26 protein-coding genes and 1 pseudogene are annotated in these 25,038 nt (G+C 36.5%); 5 read left to right on the forward strand and 22 right to left on the reverse strand.

The features are described from left to right. The first annotated feature begins 30 nt into the window (after positions 1 to 30). The 4 genes from dapB (at position 31) to pyrC (ending at position 6,130) form a co-directional block, all read left to right on the forward strand. Positions 31 to 759, forward strand: a complete 729-nt coding sequence (gene dapB / locus EL158_RS07270; RefSeq protein WP_027304808.1) for a 4-hydroxy-tetrahydrodipicolinate reductase — start codon at positions 31 to 33, stop codon at positions 757 to 759. Then, complete coding sequence (gene purF, locus EL158_RS07275; RefSeq protein ID WP_027304807.1) at positions 760 to 2,100, forward strand: amidophosphoribosyltransferase; 1,341 nt, start codon at positions 760 to 762, stop codon at positions 2,098 to 2,100. A gap of 149 nt (positions 2,101 to 2,249) precedes the next feature. After that, positions 2,250 to 4,928, forward strand: coding sequence for a hypothetical protein (locus EL158_RS07280; RefSeq protein WP_126361585.1), 2,679 nt, complete (start codon positions 2,250 to 2,252; stop codon positions 4,926 to 4,928). Between the two features lie 200 nt (positions 4,929 to 5,128). Next, complete coding sequence (pyrC, locus tag EL158_RS07285) at positions 5,129 to 6,130, forward strand: dihydroorotase (RefSeq protein ID WP_027304589.1); 1,002 nt, start codon at positions 5,129 to 5,131, stop codon at positions 6,128 to 6,130. Here the strand turns inward: pyrC and EL158_RS07290 are convergent. The 3 genes from EL158_RS07290 to EL158_RS07300 are packed head-to-tail and all read right to left on the reverse strand — an operon-like array spanning position 6,117 to position 8,914. After that, positions 6,117 to 6,824 carry a class I SAM-dependent methyltransferase gene (locus tag EL158_RS07290; protein ID WP_027304590.1) on the reverse strand — a complete coding sequence of 236 codons (708 nt, stop codon included), beginning with the start codon at positions 6,822 to 6,824 and terminating at the stop codon, positions 6,117 to 6,119. The two genes, pyrC and EL158_RS07290, sit on opposite strands and share 14 nt — an antisense overlap. Before the next feature lies 1 nt (position 6,825). Continuing rightward, complete coding sequence (locus tag EL158_RS07295) at positions 6,826 to 8,208, reverse strand: FAD-linked oxidase C-terminal domain-containing protein (RefSeq protein WP_027304591.1); 1,383 nt, start codon at positions 8,206 to 8,208, stop codon at positions 6,826 to 6,828. Beyond that, the gene (locus EL158_RS07300; RefSeq protein WP_034956121.1) at positions 8,198 to 8,914 is read right to left on the reverse strand and encodes a plasminogen-binding N-terminal domain-containing protein; all 717 of its coding nucleotides are present in this window, start codon (positions 8,912 to 8,914) and stop codon (positions 8,198 to 8,200) included. The genes EL158_RS07295 and EL158_RS07300 overlap by 11 nt, the downstream gene beginning before the upstream one ends. A 125-nt stretch (positions 8,915 to 9,039) precedes the next feature. Between EL158_RS07300 and pgp5 the strand changes: the two genes are divergently transcribed. Beyond that, positions 9,040 to 10,188, forward strand: coding sequence for a peptidoglycan metallopeptidase Pgp5 (pgp5, locus tag EL158_RS07305; RefSeq protein WP_027304593.1), 1,149 nt, complete (start codon positions 9,040 to 9,042; stop codon positions 10,186 to 10,188). A gap of 186 nt (positions 10,189 to 10,374) precedes the next feature. On the opposite strand, the gene EL158_RS07315 is transcribed toward pgp5, so the two are convergent. The 19 genes and pseudogenes from EL158_RS07315 to EL158_RS07395 all read right to left on the reverse strand — a co-directional run bounded on the left by EL158_RS07315 (position 10,375) and on the right by EL158_RS07395 (position 25,003). Then, a complete protein-coding gene (locus tag EL158_RS07315) occupies positions 10,375 to 10,722 on the reverse strand; it encodes a hypothetical protein (protein ID WP_027304594.1) in 348 nt (115 codons plus the stop codon). Beyond that, a complete protein-coding gene (locus EL158_RS07320; RefSeq protein ID WP_051529146.1) occupies positions 10,685 to 11,056 on the reverse strand; it encodes a protein NO VEIN domain-containing protein in 372 nt (123 codons plus the stop codon). Before EL158_RS07320 ends, EL158_RS07315 begins: the two co-directional genes overlap by 38 nt. Positions 11,057 to 11,166: 110 nt before the next feature. After that, a complete protein-coding gene (hddC, locus tag EL158_RS07325) occupies positions 11,167 to 11,844 on the reverse strand; it encodes a D-glycero-D-manno-heptose 1-phosphate guanosyltransferase (protein WP_027304595.1) in 678 nt (225 codons plus the stop codon). After that, positions 11,844 to 12,428, reverse strand: coding sequence for a D-sedoheptulose 7-phosphate isomerase (gene gmhA2, locus EL158_RS07330; protein ID WP_263864764.1), 585 nt, complete (start codon positions 12,426 to 12,428; stop codon positions 11,844 to 11,846). Before gmhA2 ends, hddC begins: the two co-directional genes overlap by 1 nt. Further along, positions 12,425 to 13,444, reverse strand: a complete 1,020-nt coding sequence (gene hddA, locus EL158_RS07335; RefSeq protein ID WP_027304597.1) for a D-glycero-D-manno-heptose 7-phosphate kinase — start codon at positions 13,442 to 13,444, stop codon at positions 12,425 to 12,427. The genes gmhA2 and hddA overlap by 4 nt, the downstream gene beginning before the upstream one ends. A gap of 37 nt (positions 13,445 to 13,481) precedes the next feature. Then, positions 13,482 to 14,033 (reverse strand): FkbM family methyltransferase, encoded by a 552-nt coding sequence (locus EL158_RS07340; protein WP_232008203.1) that lies wholly within the window; start codon positions 14,031 to 14,033, stop codon positions 13,482 to 13,484. Continuing rightward, the gene (locus EL158_RS08800) at positions 13,966 to 14,319 is read right to left on the reverse strand and encodes a hypothetical protein (RefSeq protein ID WP_232008204.1); all 354 of its coding nucleotides are present in this window, start codon (positions 14,317 to 14,319) and stop codon (positions 13,966 to 13,968) included. Before EL158_RS08800 ends, EL158_RS07340 begins: the two co-directional genes overlap by 68 nt. 9 nt (positions 14,320 to 14,328) lie before the next feature. Further along, on the reverse strand, positions 14,329 to 15,267 hold the full coding sequence (locus EL158_RS07345; RefSeq protein ID WP_004277885.1) for a GDP-D-glycero-alpha-D-manno-heptose dehydrogenase: 939 nt from the start codon (positions 15,265 to 15,267) through the stop codon (positions 14,329 to 14,331). A 20-nt stretch (positions 15,268 to 15,287) separates the two neighbouring features. Then, a complete protein-coding gene (locus EL158_RS07350) occupies positions 15,288 to 16,328 on the reverse strand; it encodes a GDP-mannose 4,6-dehydratase (RefSeq protein ID WP_126361589.1) in 1,041 nt (346 codons plus the stop codon). Between the two features lie 9 nt (positions 16,329 to 16,337). Continuing rightward, complete coding sequence (locus EL158_RS08805; RefSeq protein ID WP_331852802.1) at positions 16,338 to 17,441, reverse strand: class I SAM-dependent methyltransferase; 1,104 nt, start codon at positions 17,439 to 17,441, stop codon at positions 16,338 to 16,340. Beyond that, positions 17,427 to 18,473: pseudogene (locus tag EL158_RS08810) on the reverse strand (GDP-L-fucose synthase family protein); the annotation flags it as partial. The gene EL158_RS08805 and the pseudogene EL158_RS08810, both read right to left, overlap by 15 nt. Before the next feature lies 1 nt (position 18,474). Continuing rightward, entirely contained in the window at positions 18,475 to 19,017 is a 543-nt protein-coding gene (locus EL158_RS07360) for a dTDP-4-dehydrorhamnose 3,5-epimerase family protein (RefSeq protein WP_027304601.1), read from the reverse strand. Between the two features lies 1 nt (position 19,018). Next, a complete protein-coding gene (locus EL158_RS07365; protein ID WP_126361595.1) occupies positions 19,019 to 20,119 on the reverse strand; it encodes an NAD-dependent epimerase/dehydratase family protein in 1,101 nt (366 codons plus the stop codon). Then, complete coding sequence (locus tag EL158_RS07370) at positions 20,101 to 21,222, reverse strand: GDP-L-fucose synthase family protein (protein ID WP_027304603.1); 1,122 nt, start codon at positions 21,220 to 21,222, stop codon at positions 20,101 to 20,103. The genes EL158_RS07365 and EL158_RS07370 overlap by 19 nt, the downstream gene beginning before the upstream one ends. Next, positions 21,215 to 21,814, reverse strand: a complete 600-nt coding sequence (locus EL158_RS08815; RefSeq protein WP_232008205.1) for a hypothetical protein — start codon at positions 21,812 to 21,814, stop codon at positions 21,215 to 21,217. Before EL158_RS08815 ends, EL158_RS07370 begins: the two co-directional genes overlap by 8 nt. A 14-nt stretch (positions 21,815 to 21,828) precedes the next feature. Further along, on the reverse strand, positions 21,829 to 22,143 hold the full coding sequence (locus EL158_RS08820; protein ID WP_126361598.1) for a hypothetical protein: 315 nt from the start codon (positions 22,141 to 22,143) through the stop codon (positions 21,829 to 21,831). A gap of 9 nt (positions 22,144 to 22,152) precedes the next feature. Next, positions 22,153 to 22,686, reverse strand: a complete 534-nt coding sequence (locus EL158_RS07385; protein ID WP_027304604.1) for a dTDP-4-dehydrorhamnose 3,5-epimerase family protein — start codon at positions 22,684 to 22,686, stop codon at positions 22,153 to 22,155. A 17-nt stretch (positions 22,687 to 22,703) separates the two neighbouring features. Beyond that, positions 22,704 to 24,011: a glycosyltransferase family 2 protein gene (locus tag EL158_RS07390; RefSeq protein ID WP_027304605.1), complete on the reverse strand. Its 1,308-nt coding sequence runs from the start codon at positions 24,009 to 24,011 to the stop codon at positions 22,704 to 22,706. Next, positions 24,008 to 25,003, reverse strand: coding sequence for a glycosyltransferase family 2 protein (locus EL158_RS07395; protein WP_027304606.1), 996 nt, complete (start codon positions 25,001 to 25,003; stop codon positions 24,008 to 24,010). The genes EL158_RS07390 and EL158_RS07395 overlap by 4 nt, the downstream gene beginning before the upstream one ends. Between the last annotated feature and the right edge of the window lie 35 nt (positions 25,004 to 25,038).

Here is a 25,038-nt window from a genome sequence, read left to right on the forward strand (position 1 = left end):
GCTAAAATTTCTCTTTTGTAAGGATAAAAAATGACTCAAATAGGAATTTATGGTGCAAATGGGCGTATGGGGCGTATGATAGAGCTTTGCTTAAGGGAGGAAACGGAGGCAAAACTTGCTATGCTTTATGATAAAGGCGGAAATTTAGACCAGCTTTTTGAAAAAAGTGAGGTGATTATCGATTTTTCTTCACCCCTTGGCACAAGTGAGCTAATCGCTTATGCTAGAACCACGCCAAAGCCTTTAGTTATAGGCACAACAGGGCTTGATGAAAAGACTATGCAAACCCTCTATAATGCAAGTGAAGTAATGCCCATTTTTTATGCGACAAATATGTCCTTAGGTGTTGCCGTGCTAAATCATTTAGCCACAAAAGCAAGTGCTATGCTTAAAGAATTTGATATAGAAATTTTAGAAATGCATCATCGTCATAAAAAAGATGCACCAAGTGGCACGGCGATGACCCTAGCCACAAGCGTAGCAAAGGCTAGAAATTTGGAACTTTCTAAGGTAAGAATTAGCGGTCGTGATGGTTTAATAGGCGAACGAAGTAAAGATGAAATCGCCGTGATGAGCCTAAGAGGTGGAGATATAGTAGGCAGACACACCATAGGCTTTTATGAAGAGGGGGAATTTTTAGAGCTTAACCACACAGCAACCTCAAGAGCGACCTTTGCTAAAGGTGCGATTAAAATCGCCAAATGGCTCCACGAAAAAGAAGCGGGGCTTTATTCTATCAATGATTTTTTAGGAATTTAAATGTGTGCAGTTGTAGGAGTGATTAATTCATCAAATGCTAGCACCTATGCGTATTACGCACTTTTTGCTATGCAGCACAGAGGGCAGGAAGCAAGTGGGATAAGCGTGAGTGATGGGGCGAAAATAAGAACCATTAAGGCTAAGGGAGAAGTGAGCCAAATTTTTAATGGAGAGAATTTGAAAAATCTAAACGGAAGCCTAGCCATAGGGCATAATCGCTACTCAACCGCTGGAAATTCAAGCCTTAATGACGCCCAGCCCATAGCCGCCACTTGTATCCTAGGCGACATAGCCCTAGCACATAATGGAAATTTGGTTAATAAAGAAGAGATTAGAAATGAGCTTATTAAAGACGGAGCCATTTTCCGCACTAATATGGACACAGAAAATGTCGTGCATTTAATCGCTAAAAGCAAAAAAGAAAGTTTAAAAGAAAGATTTATAGAAAGTTTAGCAAAATGCGTTGGGGCGTATTGCTTCGTTTTGGCTGATAGAAATAGGCTTTATGTAATGCGAGATCGCTTTGGTGTGCGTCCGCTTTCCTTAGGGCGTTTAAAAGACGGAGGATACATCGTGGCGAGTGAAACTTGTGCTTTTGATTTGATAGAGGCTGAATTTATCCGCGATGTTAAACCCGGCGAAATGCTCATTTTTACGCAAGGAGAGGAGGAATTTGAAAGCTTGCAGCTTTTCAAAGAAGAGCCTAAAATTTGTGCTTTTGAATATATTTATTTTGCAAGACCTGATAGCATTATCGAGGGTAAAAGCGTGTATGAAGTGCGTAAGAAAATGGGCGAGAATTTAGCGAAAAAATTCACCCACAAAGCCGATTTTGTAGTCCCCGTGCCAGATAGTGGAGTAAGTGCTGCCATAGGCTTTGCACAATTTTTAAAACTTCCGCTTGAAATGGCTATTGTGAGAAATCACTATGTAGGACGCACCTTTATAGAGCCGACTCAAGAATTGCGTAATCTTAAGGTTAAATTAAAACTCAACCCTATGCGCCCTGTTTTAGAGGGCAAAGAGATAGTCGTCATCGATGATAGTCTCGTGCGTGGAACGACTTCTAAAAAAATCATCTCCCTTTTACGCGCAGCAGGAGCGAAAAAAATTCACCTTGCCATAGCCTGCCCTGAGATTAAATTCCCAGACCTTTACGGCATAGACACGCCGACTTTTGAAGAATTAATTAGTGCTAATAAAAGCAGCGAAGAGGTAAGGGAGTATTGCGGTGCGGACACTTTGAGTTTTTTAAGCATAGAAGAACTTATCGAAAGCATAGGCACTGAAAGGGCTTACTCTCTCATTAGCTTTGACGGAGATTATTTTATTAAGGAGTGAAATATAGAGAGAGATAAAATTAATTAAAAGCCTATTTTTACACATTTTACAAAAAAAAAAAAAACGATTTTTCGAATTTATCTTTACTTTTACTTGCTTTTTTGTTTATAATTACGGATATTTTTTATCTTACTTATGAAAGGTTTAATATGCAGCAATTTAGTCAAACTCTCACACACGGGGGGGGGGGGGGTAACCCTTTAAATAAACTACCGCAAAAAATCCCCCTGTCCTTTACCTGTTTTCTCGCTTTAGCTTGTATTACACCCTCATTACAAGCAAACACCAAAAGTCCCGCTAATCAGGCTAATCAACTTGTGATTCCGAGCAACTCTAATCATATGGTAAAAATACTGCAGAAAACTAGTGCTGGAATAGCTATAGCTCAAAGTTCAGGTAATTTAAGTAATGGTCTAACTTGGGCGGCTGATGCCCACGGTAATAATTTTGAGTATTTGAGCTTAGCTTTTGCCTATAAAAACAATCTTCACTTTAATGATATTTATTTTAGATTTAAACCGGATAGTCGCATTACAGGAGACCTCACTATAGATACGGATTCTAAAGAAGGTAATGATAAGGTTTGGACGAGAATTCATTATGTTTACGATAGAAGACCGGATAAAAATGATAATAATAGAAATTTGACTATTGAGAATTTAAATATACAAAATGATACCAAGTTGGAATTTAAACCAAAAGGAAATAACACAGTAACCACCATAAACCACTCAGCCAAACAACTTAATTTAAAGATTGAGAATGGTAGTAGCATAACCGTTACTAATATCAATCAAGATTCAGGTACAACAGAAATATCAGGCAATAGCATAAAGATAGAAAATTTTAAGCTAAATGCAGGTAGCGTAAATAATAATGGCGGAACCATCACTACCCTAACCAACACAGGTGGCACTATTGACAACAAATCAGGCACCATCGCTACCCTTACCAATAATAAAGGCGGCAGTGTAACTATGGGTCAAGGCACCATCACCACCCTCACTAGCAATCAAGGCGGTAACATCACCAACGCAGGAACTATCACTTCCCTAACCTACAAAGCAGCCCCTACTACAAAAGCTATCCAAACAAAGGCTAGCACAGATAGTATTACTAACACAGGCACGATTACCACCTTTACAAATGATGGAGGTCATATCACTAATAGTGGAAATGGAAACATTACTAATCTTACTAATAGTAATGGTAATGTTAATAATCAGTCAGGCACGATTACCACCCTTAATAACACAGGAGGCAATGTTAATAATAGTGCTAATATTCAAACCCTACAAAGCACTAATGGTAACATAAACAATATGAAAGGCACCATCTCTACTCTTACTAATAATAATGGTGGCTCCCTAAACAATTACCAAGGCACTATTGAAAATCTTAAAATTACTTCAGGTGATTTTGAACTAAATAATATGCAACAAGGTAGAATTGCTAATATAGAAATAGGTGGAAATGGTAATATTAATATTAATGATAATATGAATATAGGCTATCATAATGGAATTTCTACCTTTAGAATAGCAAGTGGTGCTACTCCTACTCTAAATTTTGGTGAAGTAAGAACAGCCACCACAGCACAAGAAACCTATGCAACTGTTAAGCTTGTAGATACAAATAATGCTAATACCACTCAAGCTAAAGTAGCCATAGATAAACTTACCATAGCCTTAGTGAGTGAGGATACACAAATTGGTAAAAGTGTTTCTTTAGCTAATTCAGTATCAGGTGCTGCTAATACTGGAGTTGGAAATGTTTATGTTAAAAGTGCAGACTTTTCACAAGATCTTAAACAAAGTGGCTTTTATGGGAAATTTAATGCACAAACTCAAACTATAGACACCCGTTTTAATGCTAATCTTGGTGCGGCAGGTTTATTCTCTCAAGCCTTTATCAATCAATTAGGGCGTCGTTCTTTATTATTTGATTCTTTCTTAAATGAAGCAAGTCGTGCTTCTTTAAGATATAAAAGAACCCAACCTGATACAAATTTTGATATCTTTGTGCGTCCTTATTATTCTAAGATTAAAACAGACTTAGCAGATATACCAGAAAAAGCAGATGGAACAAGCTCTGGTATCTTAGCAGGAGGACATACATATTTTGATAATAGCTTATTAATGCTTTATGGAGCAGTAGAGAAAAATAAGACTCATTTAGCTGATGATGTCTTTAATTTTGATAGTGATACTTTCTTACTTGGTTCAAAATATAGCATAGAACTAGCTCAAAGTCATATAGGACAACTTTTTGGTGGAGTGGATATAAGAGGCTCTTATACTAAAGCAGATCTTGAAAGAGAACCAGTAAGTGGTTTTAAATCTCAAGGAGATGCAAAAAACTATGCTTATGATGCTAGAGTATTTTTAGCTTCTATTATTTATTATAACTTACAAGATCATAGCCAATATCTCACTCCTCAAATAGGCATAGGTCATACAGGAGCTAAGTTAAAAGGCTTTGATATGAAAGGGAATAAATTAGCCTATAAAGAAAGCTTAGATGATATGACTTATGGTATCACTTATGCAACAGCAAGTTTGAATTGGTTTAAAAGAAAAGATAATGTTGCTATTCAGCTTGATGGAGGTGTAAGGGTCAATCTTAATAATGAAATAGATACCCAAACTAAAATCAATAATCAAAACTTTACCAATCATTTTGAAACATCAAAATACTATTCACAATTAGGGGGAGCTTTTATGTGGATAAATCCTTATGGAGTAGATGTAAGTTTAGGCTATAAATTCCTCTTTGGAGAAAGTGCAACATCACACACTGCTAGTTTAAGACTGCATAAGACTTTTTAAGACTTTTTAAAGGATATAAGCTAAGGCTTGTGTCCTTTTATCTTTTTTAGTGCATATTCTTATTTTATTATTGATTTAAATTTTTAATTTTCACACTAAAACAAAATGACATTTTTGAGCTTTCTATATAAATATTAAGATTTTTATTTTATGCCAACTTTATTATGCTAGAATTTAAGAATTTCTTACAAGGAGTGAAAATGAAGCTTACAAATCCCCTTGATATGCACCTACACTTAAGAGACACGCCTATGCTCGAGTGCGTTACCCCCTACTCGGCAAGGGATTTTAGAGCAGCTGTGATTATGCCGAATTTAATCCCTGCACTTTGCGACTTAAATGCTTTAAAAGTCTATAAAAGTCGCATTATAAAAGCAAGTGAAAATGAGCTTTTCACGCCTTTAATGACCCTTTTTTTTCAGCATTATGATGAGAAATTTTTAGAAGAAGCAAGGAGCGAAATTTTTGGCATTAAGCTTTATCCTGCTGGGATTACGACAAATTCAAATGGAGGTGTTTCAAGTTTTGACTTAGAAGCTTTAAAGCCTACACTTTTGGCAATGAGTGCTTTAGAAATCCCTCTTTTAATCCACGGAGAAACAAATGATTTTGTAATGGATAGGGAGGCGAATTTTGCCAAAATTTATGAGAAACTTGCCCTTAATTTCCCTAAACTTAAAATCGTAATGGAGCATATCACCACAAAAACCCTTTGCAAACTTTTAAAAGACTATGAAAATTTATACGCGACTATAACCTTACATCATCTTATTTTAAGCCTTGATGATGTTATCGGCGGTAAAATGCAACCTCATCTTTTTTGCAAACCCATAGCAAAAACCTACGAAGATAGAGAAGCCTTATGTGAGCTAGCTTTTAGTGGGTATGAAAAAGCGATGTTTGGAAGTGATTCTGCCCCTCACCCACAAAGTGAAAAAGAGTGCTGCGGCTGTGCGGCTGGAGTGTTTTCTTCCCCTGTGGCTTTAAGCGTTTTGGCGGAGCTTTTTGAAAAAAATTCAAATGAGGAAAATTTGCAAAAATTCCTTTCAAATAATGCTTGTAAAATTCATAAACTAAGCTTTGAAAAAGATAAAATCATCGAGCTTAAAAAAGAAGAGTGGCAGGTAGCAGAAGAATATGATAAAATCGTGCCTTTTATGGCTAAAAAGTGCTTAAAATTTAAGTCTTTTATCCTACAATAATCAGTTTTATTTTAGCCACAATTTTTTCCCTCACATCTCCTAAAATAAGGCTTTCAAGCTCATTTTTCTTTGCATTGATGCCGTTCATATGTAAATGCCACAAAGCATTTTCAATCGCCTCTTCACGCGTTCTTTTTACCACGCGTCTTTCCTCAAAAATCACCTTATGAAAGTCGATGTCATTTTCTAGCAAAAAGCTCTCAAAATCCTCTTTATAAAAGCCCTTAAATTCGGTATTGAAATGCTTAAAAATAGGATCTAAAAAATCACTCTTTCTCAAATCTGCCCAAGCAAGATAAATTTTCTTTTGTGCTAAATTTAAAAAATGTTTATAATCGTTTTGCAAGGCTGGAGACATACTTAAAAAGGCGATGTCAAAGCGTAAATTAGCATTTTCTCTCATAAAATCTTCAAAACTTAAATTCACACTTTTAATATTACTAAGTCCTAATTTTGACGCGTCTTCTTGCAAAATTTCAAGCATAGCCTTAGAATTATCAAGAGCTAGAATTTCTTTTGCTAAAAATGCTAAATGCAAGGTCCAAACGCCCGTCCCACAGCCTATATCAATGACGCTTTTATCTTTAAAATCAAGCCCTAATTTTTGAAATTCCTCAAAGCTTTGCTTTTGAATTTCATTTAAAGTAGGACTAAATCTCGCATAAGTTTTTGCTTTTTTATCCCATAAATTCATATTAAAGTCCCATTTTGAAAGGGTTTAAGATATTATTTGGGTCAAAAGCTTTTTTAATATTTCGCATTAAATCAAGCTCGGCTTCACTAAAAGCTAAATTCATAAAAGGTGCTTTTGAAATGCCTATACCATGCTCTCCACTTAGCGTTCCACCAAGCCCAACGGCAAGTTTAAAAATCTCCTCCACAGCCTCATAGCCTTTTTTTACCTGCTCTTTGTCATTTTTATCTTTAACCATTACATTTGTATGCACATTACCATCGCCTGTATGTCCAAAGCAAGGGATTTTAAAGCCATATTTTTGCGAAATTTGCCCTATCCCTTCTAAAAGTTCTGGGAGCTTTGAGCGTGGGACCGTAATATCCTCATTAAGCTTTAAAGTGCCATAAATGGCTATACTTTGAGAGCAATTTCTCCTAGCAAACCATATATCAGCCGCCTCGCTTTCATTTTGTGCGATTTTAAATTCCATCGCCCCAGCTTCTAAAAAATGCTCTCTCAAGCATTTTAAATCCTCCTCCACACTCTCCTTAACATTACCATCCACATCGCAAATTAAAATCGCCCCAGCCTCGACATTTAAGCCTTTATGAAATTTCTCCTCCACAGCCCTGATACTTAGATTGTCTAAAAATTCCATACTTACAGGATTAACCCCTCCTGCAAGGCTTTTATAAACAGCGTTCATCGCTTCTTTAACGCTTGCAAAGGTCGCAAAGGCAGTTTTTTTAAGCTTTGGCATAGGGATAAGCTTTAAAGTCAGCTCACTTAAAACAGCTAAAGAACCCTCACTAGCGATTAAAATCCCTGCTAAATTATACCCCGCCACATCTTTAATGGTGCGTTTTCCAGCTCTAATAATATCGCCATTTGCAAGCACAGCCCGCAAAGCCATCACATAATCTTTTGTAATACCATACTTAGCTGCTCTCATACCACCAGCATTTTCACTTACATTACCTCCAAGACTTGAATATTCCATACTTGCAGGATCTGGCGGGTAGAAAAGCTTATGTTTGGCTACCTCTTTTTGCAAGGCTATATTAATCACGCCCGGTTGCACCACAGCGACTAAATTTTCTAAATCAATTTCTAAAATTTGATTCATATGCTTTTCAAAGCTTAAAATAAGTCCTCCATTAACAGCTAAAGCCCCACCCGTAAAGCCAGAGCCTGAACCTCTTGGGATAATGATGATTTGTTTTTCATTGCAGTATTTTAAAATTTCACTAATATCCTCTTCATTTCTAGGAAAAAGCACACCATCGGGCAAATAATGCTTCCTAGTCGCATCGTAACTATAAGCTCTTTGATGAATAGAGTCAAAATGGGCATTTTCTTCGCCTAAAAGTTTTTTAAAATATTCTTTAAATTCACTTTTCATCATTTTCTTTCGCTTTTTTTAAGTCGATTAAGGTTTCATAGTAGCGGTAAAAATTCCCCATTTGCACTGGATTAAAATCAAAAAAATCACGCTCATATCCACCCACTCTTGAGTAAAATGGCTGCTGCAAACTCTTAGGCTTAATGTTTAATGCTTCTTCATATAAAGTCATTAAACTTTGACAATCCACAATTTTAAATTTATCCCTCAAAGCAAGAATTAAAATTCCCACAGCATTTTCTGAGCAAAATTTTCTAAGATCAGAACGCTTAGGAGCAAGTCCTCCTGTGCGTATGAGTTGTGCGCCTAAAATATCAATGTGTGTGAAGTAAATTTGAGGGAATTTCTGCGTTAGTAAATCGTAACTTTGCTTATCGGGAGCGATCACCACGCCTCTATCATATAAGAAATTTAAAATCACCTCATCACCAGCTTGTGGTAGGACATTTGGCAGTGGTAGGGCATCTTGAGCTAGGGAGTCAAAAACGCTAAATTCAAGTTTAGCTATGCCATTTTTCTTTTCCACTACTTCAGCTCTTGCAATGATACTTTGAGACTCTTTAAAGCGATACATCACAACTCCACTAGAATAAGGGACTAAATTTTCATTATCTTTCACATAGCCATAAATGTCCTCGACCTTTAAAAGTGTCGTAGAAATGGGCTTTAAATTAAACTCAGCCATTAAACTTAAACTTGAAATCATCAACAATAAAATCCATCGTAACACGCTAACTCCTTAAGTAAAAATATGATTATAATAGCTTTTTGTTAAAGAATTGTAAGAAAAATAAAGTAAAATTGAGATTTTAATCAAGCAAAAGGCATTTTATGAAAAGATTTATTTTAGCACTAGGCTTACTCGCTAGCTCCCTTTTTGCCTCATCTAGTGTCGAAGAGAGATTATGGGATAATGGCGATACGCTTTTACAATTTTTACAAAGAAATTCCATCCCTATGGCTTTATATTACAATCTTGACAGAGAAGACCAAGAATTAGCCTCCGAAATCGCCTCAAGAGCAAAATATCAAATTTTAAAAGACACAAACGGACAAATCGAGCAAGTGCTAATCCCCATTAGTGATGAGCTTCAAATTCACATCTATAAAAGCAAAGATGAATACAAGCTCACCTTCACGCCTGTGGATTACACAAAAGAAGAAAGGGTTTTACGCATAGAAGTTAAAACCTCCGCCTATCAAGATGTTTATGAAGAGAGTCAAAGCTCAACCTTAGCAAGGGCTATGGTAAGGGCTTTTAAAAGCAGTGTGAATTTCCGCTCTATACAAAAAGGAGATAAAATCACGCTTTATTACTCTCAAAAAAGACGCGAGGGTAAGCTTTGGGGGGATATTACCATTTATATGGCTGTCGTTGAGATTAACAAAAATGCACAAGAAATTTTCCTCTTTAACGATACTTATTATGGACGCGATGGCAAGGAGTTAGAGTCCTTTTTGCTTGCTAAACCTGTGGTTTATAAAAGAATTTCTTCTTATTTTACCACTGCACGCTTTCACCCTGTGCTAAAACGCTACCGTGCACACCTTGGTGTTGATTATGCTGCACCCACAGGCACACCTGTAAAAAGCTCTGGAAATGGCACAGTTACTTTCATCGGCACACAAGGAGGCTATGGTAAAGTGATTAAAATCAAACATGCCTCAGGCTACACGACCCTTTACGCACATCTTAGTCGCTTTGCTAAAATCAAAACAGGACAAAAAGTCAAGCAAGGAGAGCTTATAGGCTATGTCGGCTCAACAGGTATGAGCACTGGACCGCACCTTCACTTTGGCGTGTATCTCAATAATAAAGCTATCAACCCTCTTTCAGTCGTCAAAATAGCAAAATCCGAACTTAGCGCTCAAGCTAAAGCTGAACTCAAGCAAAAGATTAACGCTTACGAAGAGGCTTTACAAAAAATTCAAACAAACCCTCCTAAAGAAGAAGAATTTGGTAATTATATTGAATTTTAGATAGTAAATAGACTCTACTAAAGTGGGGTCTATCTTAAATTGCAACATTTTCGCACTTTCTCTGCCACCATCGCCACCTTTTCTTTAAATTCCTACTTTAGCGATTTTTATATTGCCATACCTTGTAAAAAACACTTTGTTATTATAAAACAATTTAAGGGCTTTAAGCTCTATTTTTACCCTTTCCTAAACGCCCCATTTTTCTAAATCATAGCTTTTTTCTATGAGATGAAAATTTAAGCCATTTTCACCGCACTGCCTTACACTGACTAGCTCAAAAATATAATCAAGCTCCTTATTTGCATACGCCTCACTAGCTATTTCTTTAAATTCGTTTAGGGATTTTGCTAACATTTCTTCTCTATGCTCCTCCTCACTTATCTCCTCCCACGAAACGCCATAACCTACTAAAAACTCAGCATAATAAATTCTTAAATTCTCCAAAACCTCACTTAAATCATTAAAAAATTTAATTTCTTGCAAAAGCTCATCAATTCTATTTTTGCCCGTATATTTTAAAATCACACCATACATTAAAGAATTCCTTGATAGCTTTTTGTGTGATTTTTTGCTCTTTAAGCTTAAAATGATTTAAAGGATTGAAAAATAAGCTTTCTCTAGGATTTTCTTTTAAATTTCTTACAACAAACAAACAATAATTTTCCTTAAATTTATCCACCATTTCATATTCTTTTTGCGTGAGTAAAAACTGCTCCTTATTTTCACTAAGTCCCTTAACCTCCACGCAAATAGGCTTACCCTGTAAAGAAAATCCTAACACATTAAAAGCCTCTATAAAGCTAGAAAAGCCTAAAGCTTTATAAGCTAAATCATCAAATTTAGATAAAAATAAAGCACAAATAATCAATTTTTTTTGTTTTTAATGTAAATTTTAGGCATAGTTTTCTTTCATCAAGTTTTCACAAAATAGACTTTTTAAACGCCCGCCGCCTATGCCGCTACAAAAATCTATAAAAGTCATCTCTCGTCCTTTAAACGAGAAAATTTTTCATAATCTTGCGGTATGCCTATATCGATAAAATAGTCCTCAAAAAGCTCCGCCCTCGCCTTTAAGGCTTTGAAATTTGTGCTTAAAAACTCTTCAAAAGAAAAATGACCTAAAAACGAAAATCCCTCAAAAATATCTTTGCTAAGCAAATAAATTCCCCCATTTATCAAGCCCTCTTTACAAAAGCTTTTTTCTTTAAATTCAGCTATTTCTCCACTTTCATCTACTTTTACAGCACCATATCTTTCAAAATCGACCATTTTTTTTAAAGCAAGGCAGATTTTTGCTCCCTTTAAACGCAAATTTTTTAAAGAAATTTCAAAAATACTATCTCCATTTAGCACGAAAACTTCTCTCCCCTCGCAAAGCTCTAAAGCCTGTTTTATAGCTCCTCCCGTGCCTAGTGGCTCTTGCTCGATACTATATTTTATCTTTATACCTAAAAACTCGTTTTTAAAATGCTCTTGTATCACTTCATATTTGTAAGAAACAGCTAAAACCACGCTTTTAACGCCTTGTTTTTTCAAAAATTCAAAGATAAATTCCAAAAAAGGCTTCCCCCCCACAGGAGCCATAGGCTTAGGCACATCTTTTACCACAGCTCTAAGTCTCGTGCCAAGCCCCCCACAAAGTATGATAGCCTCCACTAAAAGCCTTTGCCAAAAAGCTCTTCCTCGACTATGGCACACAAAATATGCCCAATCACAATATGAGTTTCTTGTATGCGTGGGGTGCAAGAGCTTGGCACTTTGATACAATAATCACACAGCCTAGCCATCTCTCCGCCACTTTCTCCAGCTAGTCCCACGCTTAAAATTCCCTTTTCTTTGCATACTTTCAAAGCTTCTAAGATATTTTTAGAATTTCCACTTGTCGAAATTCCTATAAAAACATCTCCGCTTACCCCTTGTGCCTCAAGCTGTCTTGAAAAAAGCTTTTCATAACCATAATCATTGCCTATGGCAGTTATTATACTAGTATCCGTTGTCAGTGCTATACTGGCAATGCCCGGGCGGTCAAAATAAAAACGGCTCACAAATTCCCCAGCGATGTGCTGAGCGTCCGCTGCACTTCCGCCATTTCCTGCGATGAGAGTTTTTTTACCATTTTTATAGGCTTTGATGATTTCAAGAGCGATTTTTTCTATAAGATTGATTAAGGTTTCATCTTTTAAAATTTGCTCCTTGACTTTCAAACTTTCTTCAAAATGATTTTTAATATACGCCTTCATACTCTCCACGATTTTGCTCCTTCTTTGATAAATGAAAAATTTGCTACATAGCCGCCTTGCTTGTTTAAAAGCTCGCAAAGGCGGTATTTTGCGGTTGGCTCACAGAGGAAAAACATAAAGCCTCCAGCCCCAGCACCGCTTGTTTTCCCACTATAAGCACCATTACTCACAGCTAGATGATAAATCCTCTCAAGCTCATCATTACTCACTATCTCGCTTATAGTCTTTTTACTTCTCCAACTTCGCTCTAAAATTTCGCCAAGCCTCTTAAAATCCGCCCTAAACAACGCCTCCTTCATATCAATGGCATCTTGCTTAATACTATGCATCGCCTCAAGGCTTTTTTGATCGCCTAGCTTACCCTTTTTATGCTCCTCTATGTCCTTAGCTTCTCTTGTGATGTTGGTAAAATAAAGCACCACTCTACTTTCTAACTCACTCACAATGTAATTTCTAATACGCAAGGGATTTACAATCACGCGTTTATCGGCGTAAAATTCCATAAAATTAAAGCCCCCAAAAGTCGCAGCATATTGATCTTGTGCGCCACCGACTATACCTAAATCCTCTCTTTCTATCTCGTAGGCTAATTTTGCGATTTCATACTCGCCTAAGGGCAGATTAAGCCACTCAGCATAAGCCTTTAACATACCAACAACTAAGGTCGAACTCCCACCCAAACCACTTCCGCTTGGCACATCACTATAAGTGTGCAAAGAAAAGCTTAAAGGCTTTTTAGCATAATCTTTCACAATGCGGTTATAAACAGCTTTGAAAATATCAAGTTTGCCGTCATTTTCGAGGCTTAAAGTGCTTTCATACTCACAATACCCACCCGTATCTGGGGAGTCAAAGATGATTTTATTCTCCTCTCTTTCTATGAGAGTGCAATGCACAAATAAAGAAATAGTCGCATTTAAAACATAACCGGTATAGGTATCGCAGTATAGATTAATATCCGTCCCCCCACCAGCAAGTCCTAGGCGAAGGGGAGTTTGTGAGCGTATGGTCGCCATTGTTTTCCTTTTTTAGTTAAATTCTAACAAAAAAAGTCTAACACCAATCCAAAAAGATATTTTTAACCCCTCTTTTTTCAAGCTCTTTTTCTATGACTTTTAATTTTTCTACGCCATCTTTAAACATATATTCGTGTGTTTCACAGACGATATAATCGATCTTTTCGTAAAGCTTCTTTTCTATCAAAGTAAGCAAAATCTCAAATTCTGCCCCCTCCACATCAAGTTTTAAAAGATAAATTCTCTCCTCTTTTTGCTCTAAAAACTCGCATAAATTCACAAGCTCTACTTCATAAGATGAGCTAGTTTCATCATCTTGCACACTTGATACTATGCGGTTTCCTTGAGATAAAATGCGGTTTTGAAAGGTTAAGAATTTGGTCTTGCCACTCTTATTTGACACAGCTTTTTGATGAATTTTAATGAGTGGATTAGTTTCAAATTTGCGTTTTAAGAAGAAATTTAAATAAAGATTTGGCTCAAAGCACTCTACACGCCCACCGCAATGAAGAATTATATCGCTAATCAGCCCAGCATGCGCCCCACAATCTATGCAATACGGGGGGGGGGGGGGGGGTAGCCCCAGCATTTACGGCTAACATTTGATAAAAAATATCATAATATTTTGGTGGCACTTTAGCATTATGTAGCATTAAATTAAGCTTACCAAGTCCCTTTTCATCGCAAAATGCCCCGCTTAAAAGTTCTAAATTTTTCTTAATGCCCTGTAAAAGATTAAAATCATTTTGTGCTTTTAAAGAGGCGATTTGCTCTTCTAAATTCTCCACCACAGCCCTATTTTGTTGATGATTGATGAGTTGATTTTCTAAGGCTTTTAGACTTGTTTGTAAATTTTTAATCATTTCCAAATTCATATTCTCTCCTCACACATTAGCAAAGGCATTAACCTTCATCATAGAAAAGGCTCTTAAAAGCTCCTCAATGCCCTCTTCCAAACTCACATCAGCACTCCAGCCTGTGGCTTCAAGCTTGGCATTACTTACCAAATAATCCCTCTTATCAGGGTCTTCTCCTATACTAGCACTATGGATATAAAAATCTGGAACGAATTTTTTAATCGTTTCGGCAAGCTGTCTTTTTGTCAAATTCGCAGAGCTAAGTCCCATATTATAAGCTTCACCCTTCATTTTGTCATAATTCTCAATCCCGTGGATAAAGCCCTTAGCCACATCACGCACATGGATATAATTACGCCTAAAATGCTCCTCAAAAAGCACGATAAATTTATCCTTGTAAGCTCTGTATGTAAAGTCATTGACAAGCAAATCAAGTCTCATTCTAGCACTCACGCCAAAAACAGTCGCAAGGCGGAAGGTTACGCAATTACCTTTTTCAAGCAAGTAAAGCTCGGCTTCGACCTTGTCTTTGCCATATTCGCTTATAGGATTTAGCGGGGAATTTTCATCACACATCGCATCTTTAGCACCTATGCCATAGCCGCTATTTGTGTTAGGATAAAGAAAAATTTGATCCTTACTTGCAAAATCGCTCGCCATCTTAATCGCTTCATAATTAATCATCCTAGCCAAATTAGCATTTTTCTTGCATAAAGGCGCACCCACAAAAGCCGCTAAAGGTATGATAATATCAGCCTTAGCTACCTCTTGTTTGATGAGAGTAGCGTCCATTGCATCGCCATTGATAAAACGGAAATTTTTATAACTTGCTAATGGAAGAAGAGAAATTTGATTAAAGAAAAGATTATCAATCACACAAAGCTCATAGCCCTTTTGCAACAAAATCGGCGTTAAAACCGAGCCTATATATCCTGCTCCACCTGTAATTAAAACTTTTTTTGGCATTTTATTCCTTTCATATCGCCTTAGCGATTGAGAGGAATTCTGCCTTTTTTAATTTCAGCTCTCCAGTGATCAAGCAAATCTTTTAACATCTGCCGCACGGGGATTTCCGCTCTCCAATCGATAAAGCGTTTAATTTTAGTATTGTCAAACATTTGATAGTCTGCATCAATAGGACGCAATCTATCGCTATCTTCTAATATGCGTATTGCACCCCCCCCCCCCCCCTCGAAGTTTGAGAATTCAAGTAAAATTTCAATAATTTCTGGGAGTTTAAAAGCTTCTTCACCTGCGATATTAAAGCATTCTCCGCAAGGAACATTACCTTTAGCACTTTCAAGTGAGAGGAGATAATATGCCCTTACCGCATCGCGGGCATCTTGAAAAGTGCGTGTGCTGTCTAAATTCCCTACCTTAATGACAGGCTCTTGAAGTCCGGCTTCAATAAGGGCAATTTGCTTTGCGACCGTGCTTTCAAAAAATACATCACTACGCCTTGGACCGCTATGCGTTCCCATACGCGTAACAAAAGTGCGTATCCCATAAGCCTCGCCGTAAAAGCGTCCCAAATAATCCGTGCCAATTTTAGAAATACTATAAGGGCTAGCGCCGTGGAAAGGGGTGTTTTCATCAAGCTTTATGCCCTTTTGTGTGCGTCCATAAACCTCACTCGAGCTACAAATATGCACCACAGGATCATAGCCGTCCTTTTGCTTTAAAAGGCGGATATTTTCTAAGATATTTGCCGTGCCTATGATATTTGTTTGTAAAGTTTCTAGTGGAATTTCAAAAGAAGTTTTAGGAAAGGACTGCGCCGCTAAGTGAAAAATCACATCAGGGCGGTGCGTCTCAAAAAGCTTTTGTAAGCTTGAATAATCATTTAAATCCGCATAAAAAATGCTAATCCTATCTCCACGATTAATACGCTCACTAAGATGATAAATATTATCCATACTTTCTTGCCAACGCATTAAGGCGATGATTTCATAATCTGTATTTTCCAGTAAGAAATCAGCCATTTGAGAACCGACTTGCCCCGTAAAACCTGTAATTAAAGCTTTCATTTTTTTCCTTTACAAAGAGAGGTATTGTATCCCTTTAGCACTTAAAATAACTTTACCTTTAAAATGATTTTTAAGCTCTTTTTCAAAAACAATACTCTCATAGCAAGGCATACACATCAAAACGCATTCTATGCCTTGTAAATTTTGTGGCTCATTGCTTTTGATGATAATATTAGAATTTTGCAAATAAGTCCCCACACGCCGCTCGTCTTTATCAATGGCACATTTGATTTTACGACAACTTGTCTCACTAAGATAAGTGATTAAAGAATTTGCATGCCCTCCTGCCCCATAAAGTGCCACATTTTCAAAAGGCTTTAAAAGCTCCTCTAATTTTGCAATTTCTAAATTTAAAGCTCTAGTTAAGTTTTCATCATAAAGTAAGATAGGAAGTTGCTTAGGCATTTTGCCCGTTTTTTTAAAAAATAGCCCTATCCATTGCTTTTCATAATACTCCACACTCTCCACAAGCTCACAATCTAGCAAAGCAAGGGCATTACAAAGCGTGGCTTTATCTAAATAATTACAATGCTCATGCCTGATTTCATAAAATCTCTTACTTTCAAAAATTTCCTCCGCATTAGGCGTTTCAATGTAAATTATCGCCCCATTATCTAAAAGCCTCACAACGCTTTCTAAAAATTCGCGTGGAGTATCTATATGCTCGATTAAATGTCTAAAAATGATAAAATCTATTTTATGATTTAAATTTTCTTTTACTTTCCTACCGTCAAATAAGGCTCTAATGTGCCTTACATTTTTCTCACTAGCAAGTAATTTTTGTGGAGTATGAGATGGGTCAATGGTATAAAAAAACTCAAAATCCCCCGCCAAAGCCTTAACCAAATCACACGCCCCAGGAGCTATCTCAAGCCCTACTCCTGCGGTATAAGACTTGATTTTCTTACTTAAATGCAAGATGTGAGAGGACATAGTGCTTGAAATCGCCACGGGAGTGATGTAGGATTCATTAAAATAAGCCTCATGCATTTTTTGCCTATCAAAAAGAGCGTTAAAGATATAGGAGCAAGTAAGACACTGCTTAAGCTCTATCCTTAAATCGCCTTTACAATAGGAGTTACCCCCCCCCCCCCGTGTATAATGCTCATACATTATTTGAACTCCTTCTTCAAGATTAATTTTTGCTTCCCAGCCTAAAGCATTGATTTTAGAATTATCAAGCAGCCTATCCATAGTGCTATCAGGCTTAGAGGTGTTAAAGGTAAGCTCACCCTTAAATCCAACAATTTGCTTTACTTTTAAAGCCACATCTTTAATACTATAATCCACCCCAGTGCCTACATTAATGTGTGTATTTATAGGCTTTTCTCCGCTTTTATAAAGATCCTTAAAATCCACCTTTTGCATCGCAAAAATACTCGCCTGTGCTAAATCCTTAGCGTGTAAAAATTCCCTCCTTACCTTGCCACTTCCCCAAATTTCCACGCTTTTTTCACTCACGCCAAATTTAGCCAAATACTCCTTAGCCTCGCTCATCGTGCTTAATTTTAAGCTATCTCTTAGCAAAATATCCTCCAAAACGCCTTTTTCATCATTTTCGCTTAATAATTTTGCAAGATGAAATTTTCTAAGTAGAGCAGGTAAGACGCGTGATTTTGTGAGATTAAAACTGGCATTTGTGCCATAGAGATTATTTAAAGCTAGAGTTAAAAAATTCGTCCCATACTGGATATTATAAGCCTCACACATCACAGCACCCGCTATTTTAGCCACCGCGAAAGAATACGCCCCATACTCCAAATTCCCCTCTAGCATATCCTCTTCTTTTAGGGGATTTTTCGCAAATTCAGGATACATATAGCCAGAACCAAAGCAAATAAGCTTTTTCACGCCGTTTTTATAAGAATAATGAATAATATTATTTTGCATCATCAAATTTTCATAGATAAAATCAGCCCTTTGCGCGACATTAGCTGCCCCACACGGCAAAACCGCTGCGAAAAAGACAAATTCAGGCTTTTCTTTAGCAAAAAATTCTTCCACTGCCTTTTGATTTGTCAAGTCAAGCTGGGCTCTTGTTTTTGTGATGATATTACTAAAGCCTTGTTCTTTTAGCTCCTCTACTATGGCACTTCCTGCCGTTCCCCTATGTCCTGCAACATAGATTAAACTATCTTTTTGCATTTTAACCCCTTAGCACTTTTAAATCACGCTCGGACAAAATAGGATTTTCCCCCTGCCATTTAATGCCTATTCTCTCATCGTTCCACGCATAAGTAAATTGATCCTGTGCATCGACATATTCGCCCTCATAAGCCCATTTATAATAATAAAGTGCCTCCTTATCGCCCAAAACATAATGTGCATTACCAAAAAATGGTGGGATTAAAATCAGTTTTTTTTGTTTCGAAGAGATATTAAAACTTTCATATTTTAAATAAGTAGGACTTTCTTTACGGCAATCGACCACAACCTGCTGAATCTCCCCACTCACGCAAGTTACAAGTTTCCACGATTTATGGTCTCCGTGTATGCCCCTTAAAACATTAGGCTTTGAAATAGTGAATTTATCCAGCACGAAATTTAAGCCCTTTGGCAGTAAATTGACAAATGCTTTATCCTCAAAAACAGACCAAATTTCGCCTCTAAAATCCTCAAAATAATTCGGCGTAATGATATAAACGCCACTTAAAATCTTACTTTCCTCTATCACAAAATCCATAGCCATCTTAAGCCACCTTTCCAAGATAGCTTAAGGCTACATTTTGTTTATGAAGGGTTACCCCCCCCCCCCCCGTGTGATACCACTGATACATTTTTCTAACTCCTTCTTCAAGATTAATTTTTGCTTTCCAACCTAAAGAGTGAATTTTAGAATTATCAAGCAGCCTATCCATAGTGCTATCAGGCTTAGAAGTGTTAAAAACCACTTCACCCTCAAAGCCTACAATATCCCTTATCAAAAAGGCTAATTCCTTAATACTTAAAACCTCTCCAGAGCCTACATTAAGATGTGAATTTTCGCTCTTAATTTGCTTAAAATTAATATTTTGCATAATATAAACCGCAGCATCTGCTAAATCCTCACTATGGATAAATTCTCTCCTTACCTTGCCACTTCCCCAAATTTCCACGCTTCTTTCACTCACGCCAAATTTAGCTAAATACTCCTTAGCCTCGCTCATTGTGCTTAATTTTAAGCTATCTCTTAGCAAAATATCCTCCAAAACGCCTTTTTCATCGTTTTGACTTAATAATTTTGCAAGATGAAATTTTCTAAGTAGAGCAGGTAAAACCTTAGCCGTTTTAAAGTTAAAATCTTTCGTTTGTCCATATAAATTTGCCAAAGCTAAACTTAAAAACTCCGTTTTAAATTCATCATTATAAGCCTCACAAAGCTTAACTCCAGTAATTTTAGCTAAGGCATAAGGAGTGGCTATGCTGTCTAATTTATCACTTAAAAGCGTATCTTCTTTGATAGGATTTGTCGCATTTTTAGGATACATCCAAGCAGAACCAAAAAAGAGTAATTTTTTAACCCCATTTTTAAAGCTAGCATTTAAGATATTATTTTGTATCATTAAATTTTCATATAAAACAGAAGCAGGTTCAAATTGACCAAGATGGGCAAGTTTCGCCGCTGCCAAGAAGACAAATTCGGGCTTTTCTCTAGCAAAAAATTCTGCCACGGCTTTTTGATTTGTCAGGTCAAGTTCGGCGTGGGTTTTTGTGATGATATTGTTAAAGCCTTGTTTTAAAAGCCCTTCGAGTATGGCACTTCCAGCTGTGCCTCTATGTCCTGCGACATAAATTAAGCTATCTTTAAGCACAGCTCACCTCCCAAGCTTTGCTTAAAGTGGGATAAAACGGGAGACTTACCCCCCCCCCCCCCCGTGTGATACCACTGATACATTTTTCTAACTCCTTCTTTTAATGAAATTTCAACTTTAAAGCCTAAATTTTCAAGCTTTTTGCCTGAAGTGTGTTTTTGCATAGCACCATTTGGACGCGCTGTGTTAAAAAATAAAGTCCCCTTAAAGCCAACCACCTCTTTAACCAAATTTGCCAAGTCTTTAATGCTGATATTTTCACCTGGGGCTACATTGATATGCGTATTTTGAATTTCTTTTTCATCTTTTTGATAAAGGTCTTTAAAATCGACATTTTTTAAGATAAAAAGCACCGCCTTTGCCAAATCCTCACTATGGATAAATTCTCTAGTCGGTGTGCCATCACCCCAAATTTCCACACTTTCCTCACTCACGCCAAATTTTGCTAAATATGTCTTAGCCTCATCTAAATTTTTGACATTAAGATCTTTTAAAAGCTCCTCAAAATGCCCTTCATTTAGCAATTTTGCAAGGTGCATTTTTCTTAAAAGTGCTGGCATAACATGGGCTTTTTCTAGGTCGAATTTATCATTACTTCCATATAAATTTGTAGGGCTTAGAGCGATGAAATTTGTGCCATATTGTAAATTATAGCTTTCACAAAGCATACAACCTGCGATTTTAGCGATGGCGTAAGGTTTATTGGTATATTCCAAATCCCCCCTTAACATCTCATTTTCACTTGTAGGTAAGGAAGCATTTTTAGGATAAATGGTCGTTGAAGCGATGAAAATCAGTTTTTTAACGCCGTTTTTATAAGCAGCGTGAATCACATTAGCCTCTATCATCAAATTTTCATAGATAAAATCCGCCCTATAAGTGCTATTTGCCGCTATACCTCCTGCCTTAGCCGCTGCTAAAATTACAAATTCTGGCTTTTCTTTTGCAAAAAATTCCTCCACTGCTTCTTGATTTGTCAAGTCAAGCTCGGCGTGAGTTTTGTAAATAAGCTGAGTAAAGCCTTGTTTCTCTAACTCTTGCAAAATAGCACTTCCCACAAGCCCCCTATGTCCTGCTAGATAAATTTTCGCGTTTTTATCCATTGTTTTCCTTTACAAATCTTAACGGAATTTCAGGATTAGGCAAGAAAGTAGGACTATCAAACCCCATCAAATTCCCCTCATCACGGTAACCGAAGCTTAAATATGGCTTAGCTAAATCTTTTCTAAAATAGCTCACCTCTAAAGTCGTGCTGAAAAACAGCCCTTTAGAATAAAAAATTTTACCGTGATTATTTAAATGTGTATGTATAGGCACAAAATGCTCATTAAGACGGGATAAAAGCTTACTCCTTAAGGCAAAGCCGTCCCTTTCCTCAGGATTCATTCCGTGAAATTCAAAAATCACTTGAGAAAAATACTCGCTAAGCAAGGATATATCGATATTTTCTAACATTTCCCACTCGCAATTTTCTATATCACATTGCAAAATATTATTTTTTGTTTTATCAAAATCATTTTTCCTTAAAGCTTCATTTAAAGTAATGGTATTTTCATCATTTGTCGCACCTACAAATAACTTATTAAAGATGATATTAGGATGATTATAGGGGCATTTTTCAATACTTCCGTCATACTCAACTACCTTAAAACCTAAATTCGCCATTTCCAAATCCCAAGGAGAAAATTCACTCACGCCAAGAGAGAGGGCTACCCCCCCCCCCCCCCCCCCCCCGCACTTAGTGCATTAAACATCACATAACCGCCGTCATTAAATCCACCCACACGCACTAAATTTTCAAAAGGTAAAGCCAAAGGACGAAGTAAGCTTAAATACTTCTTAATATTTTCATAAACCTGCTCGTTATCATTAAGCCTTACATAATTTCTATCCCTATCTTGTAGGCATTGAAGGAGGATTTGCTTATCCTTTTCATCGATTTTAGAATAAATGATGATATTTGACATTAAAAGATTGTAATTTAACTCGCTCATTTTTTTCAAGTGCATTTTTAATTCTTGCATTTTCTTTCCTTAACTTCCACTTGCTTGCATATCACGCTCTGATAAAATAGGCTTTTCTATACCCCATTTTACACCGATTCTCTCATCGTTCCACGCATAAGTAAATTGATTCTCCGCATCGACATATTCGCCCTCATAAGCACATTTATAATAATACACAGCCTCCTTGCTTCTTACCAAGTGTGCGTTACCAAAGCCCTTGGGGGCTAGGATTAAAAGCTGATTTTGTGGGTTTATCACAAAGCTTTCATATTTTAAATAGGTCGGGCTATCCTCACGGCAATCAACCACCACTTGTAAGATTTCCCCATACAAACAAGTAGCTAATTTATAGGTCTTCGTATCGCCGTGAATTCCTCGAATCACATCTTTTTTAGAAGTGATAAATTTATCGTGTTTAAATGGCACAGGTGCTAAATGGGCTAACTGCTCCTGCGTGAAAGCCGTCCAGATCTCACCGCGTAAATCTTTAAATTTATTAGGTTTTATGATGAAAACTCCTTTTAAAATCTTTGACTCTTGCATATCAAATGAAAATGGCATTTTTGTAACCTCCATATTTAACTTACAAAAAAACTCACAATTTTACCCACTTTATATGAATAATGCCTTTTAATTTTCAAAATTTCTGCATTATTTTTATCCTCATCAAAATACAAAAAATGAAATTTAGCCTTATTTTCCTCAAATTTTTCCCACGCCCTTTCGCACTCTAAAACGCCTTTTTTAAGCTCTTTAAAAAGCCTTTTAAGCCCTGTAAAACTCTTATAATTTTGCAAGAAAATAAAACCAAGCTTATAAGCCTTTTCGTGCCTCACACACTCCGCCCCACTTAAAATATAACGCTCAAATTCCCCTCTCAAAGCCTCAAGTTTTTGCTTTAAATTTAAAGGATCTTTTTCCAAAAACAAGCAAGCCACTGCCCTATCCAAAAAAATAGGCATAAAATGCTCCCTAAATTCCCCCTCAAAGCCCTCAAACTCACTCATATAAAGCACGCTCAAAAGCCAACTTTTAGCCCATTGCTGTGTTTTTAACGCCTCAAAATCCTCCCCCACAGCCAAATAAAGCTCATAAAGATAAGAATGCGTTGAAAGCCCTTTTTCTTCTGGGTTCATTGTGGAATTTGCACGCAGTCTATAATGATAAAGCTTTTTCTTGCAAATGGCGATTTTCTCAGTCATTGAAAAAAGCAGCACCCCAAAGCAATTATCCTCATAAATCGCTCCATTAACAAAACGAAGTTTAATTTTTTGCAAGAATTTAAAGTCTATCATACCCTGCCAAGTCAGCCAAAACAAGGGCTTAGTTTTCGCTACTTCAAGCCATTTTTTAGCAGTGATGATGCCCTCACTCAAATCAAAAAGCTCCATTTGACTTTTAGGGGTTTTTTTAAAAGGAATTTCGCATAAAAAATCATAATCAAACCACAACACATCAGCGTCTTTAATGGCTTTTAAGCACTCACTCACAAAGCTTTTTTCAACTACATCATCGCCATCGACAAAGAGTAAATAATCTGTATTTTTAAACTCAAATTTCGCATTTTGCCACGCCCTAAAACCCTCCCCAACAAACGCACACAAAGCACCTTCATTTCTTTCAAAATCAAGCTTTAATTGACTCTGTAAAAAATCAAGTCCCAAATTCCTAGCCACTGCTTGACCGCTATTTTTCTGGCTTAAAATACAAATGCGACTATCTTTTTGTGCGAATTCTTTAGCTATATTTAAGCTTTTATCATCACTTTCATCGTCAATTAAGATGAGTTGTATATTTTCATAATCTTGATTTACAAGGCTTTCTAAACACGCTCTAAAATACTTTTCGACATTAAAAAACGGCACGATAATGGAAACATTTTTCATAAAAGACTCTTTTTAAATCTAGCAAAAAATTTCTTTAAGCTAAAAAGGGGATTTGATAGCTTTTTAGCAAATTGTTGTGGATTGGCTATGATGGTTTGAAGCTCTTTTAGCTCACTAGTGCTAAAAATCCCTATTTTTAGGCTCTCGTTTTGAAAATCCTTAGCAAAACGCACTAAAAATTCTGCTCTGTATTTTTGATCAATACGCCTTAAATTCCACCAATAACTCTTAAATTTTCTATACAAAAAAACCTCTCTTAAATGCTCTAAATTCTGGCGTTTCAAAAAGCTATCGATAAAAGCAAATTCCTCACAAATAGCATAAATTTTTTCCTTGCTTTTCGTCGAAGCATTAGGATTATCTTGTCTATAAAAATAAAGGCTTTCATTATGAAAATACCAAGTTTTAGCTACACTAAAAAGCTCAAACCAAAAGCCTGTATCTTGATACGCCGCACCGCTAGTCTCATTAAGTTTTAAATCAAATTTTTTAATCAAATCAAGACTGTAAAGTGCGCTAACATTGATGATAAAACCTTCTTTTAACACATCTTTTCTATCTTTTTCGTCCAAAATGCGTCCGTAAAAATTTTCATTTGAAATGATTTTTAGAAACTCTTGTTTATCCTGCGTAAAAGAGGTCAAATTTGCTTTTACAATATCACATTTTGTTGTTAAAGCCAAATTTAAAAGCCTTTCACACATCAAAGGGTGAGCTAAATCATCGCTTTCTACTATGCTAAAATACTCTCCTGTCGCTTTTTTCAAGCCAAGATTAAGCTGATATCCAAAGCTCTTTTTTTCACTTAAAATAAGTTTAATTCTTTCATCTTTTTTTGCAAATTCTTCTAAAATATCTAAAGTGCCATCATTAGAATACGCATCAATACAAAGAATTTCTAACTTCGCATAACTTTGAGCTAATACACTCTCGAGACATTCTTTGATGTAAGAAGCACTATTGTAGCTTGGAATTAGGATAGAAATAAGCATTCACTTCCTTAAATAAAAGCTCAATTCTAACACAC

The sequence above is a fragment of the Campylobacter upsaliensis genome, assembly GCF_900637395.1.
GTDB classification, from domain to species: Bacteria; Campylobacterota; Campylobacteria; order Campylobacterales; family Campylobacteraceae; genus Campylobacter_D; species Campylobacter_D upsaliensis.

Coding starts and splice junctions, on each gene's coding strand:
- dapB (WP_027304808.1), top strand. CDS start 31: ATGACTCAAATAGGAATTTATGGTGCAAATGGGCGTATGGGGCGTATG.
- EL158_RS08805 (WP_331852802.1), bottom strand. CDS start 17,441: ATGTATGAGCATTATACACGGGGGGGGGGGGGTAACTCCTATTGTAAA.
- EL158_RS07350 (WP_126361589.1), bottom strand. CDS start 16,328: ATGAAAGCTTTAATTACAGGTTTTACGGGGCAAGTCGGTTCTCAAATG.
- hddA (WP_027304597.1), bottom strand. CDS start 13,444: ATGGCGACCATACGCTCACAAACTCCCCTTCGCCTAGGACTTGCTGGT.
- EL158_RS07295 (WP_027304591.1), bottom strand. CDS start 8,208: ATGAAAAGTGAATTTAAAGAATATTTTAAAAAACTTTTAGGCGAAGAA.
- EL158_RS07370 (WP_027304603.1), bottom strand. CDS start 21,222: ATGGATAAAAACGCGAAAATTTATCTAGCAGGACATAGGGGGCTTGTG.
- EL158_RS07290 (WP_027304590.1), bottom strand. CDS start 6,824: ATGAATTTATGGGATAAAAAAGCAAAAACTTATGCGAGATTTAGTCCT.
- EL158_RS08800 (WP_232008204.1), bottom strand. CDS start 14,319: ATGAATTTGGAAATGATTAAAAATTTACAAACAAGTCTAAAAGCCTTA.
- EL158_RS07385 (WP_027304604.1), bottom strand. CDS start 22,686: ATGCCATTTTCATTTGATATGCAAGAGTCAAAGATTTTAAAAGGAGTT.
- EL158_RS07340 (WP_232008203.1), bottom strand. CDS start 14,033: ATGCTGGGGCTACCCCCCCCCCCCCCCCCGTATTGCATAGATTGTGGG.
- purF (WP_027304807.1), top strand. CDS start 760: ATGTGTGCAGTTGTAGGAGTGATTAATTCATCAAATGCTAGCACCTAT.
- EL158_RS07360 (WP_027304601.1), bottom strand. CDS start 19,017: ATGGCTATGGATTTTGTGATAGAGGAAAGTAAGATTTTAAGTGGCGTT.
- EL158_RS07395 (WP_027304606.1), bottom strand. CDS start 25,003: ATGCTTATTTCTATCCTAATTCCAAGCTACAATAGTGCTTCTTACATC.
- EL158_RS07300 (WP_034956121.1), bottom strand. CDS start 8,914: ATGATTTCAAGTTTAAGTTTAATGGCTGAGTTTAATTTAAAGCCCATT.
- EL158_RS07315 (WP_027304594.1), bottom strand. CDS start 10,722: ATGTATGGTGTGATTTTAAAATATACGGGCAAAAATAGAATTGATGAG.
- EL158_RS07345 (WP_004277885.1), bottom strand. CDS start 15,267: ATGCCAAAAAAAGTTTTAATTACAGGTGGAGCAGGATATATAGGCTCG.
- EL158_RS08820 (WP_126361598.1), bottom strand. CDS start 22,143: ATGCAAGAATTAAAAATGCACTTGAAAAAAATGAGCGAGTTAAATTAC.
- gmhA2 (WP_263864764.1), bottom strand. CDS start 12,428: ATGAAGGCGTATATTAAAAATCATTTTGAAGAAAGTTTGAAAGTCAAG.
- EL158_RS07280 (WP_126361585.1), top strand. CDS start 2,250: ATGCAGCAATTTAGTCAAACTCTCACACACGGGGGGGGGGGGGGTAAC.
- EL158_RS07390 (WP_027304605.1), bottom strand. CDS start 24,011: ATGAAAAATGTTTCCATTATCGTGCCGTTTTTTAATGTCGAAAAGTAT.
- pgp5 (WP_027304593.1), top strand. CDS start 9,040: ATGAAAAGATTTATTTTAGCACTAGGCTTACTCGCTAGCTCCCTTTTT.
- pyrC (WP_027304589.1), top strand. CDS start 5,129: ATGAAGCTTACAAATCCCCTTGATATGCACCTACACTTAAGAGACACG.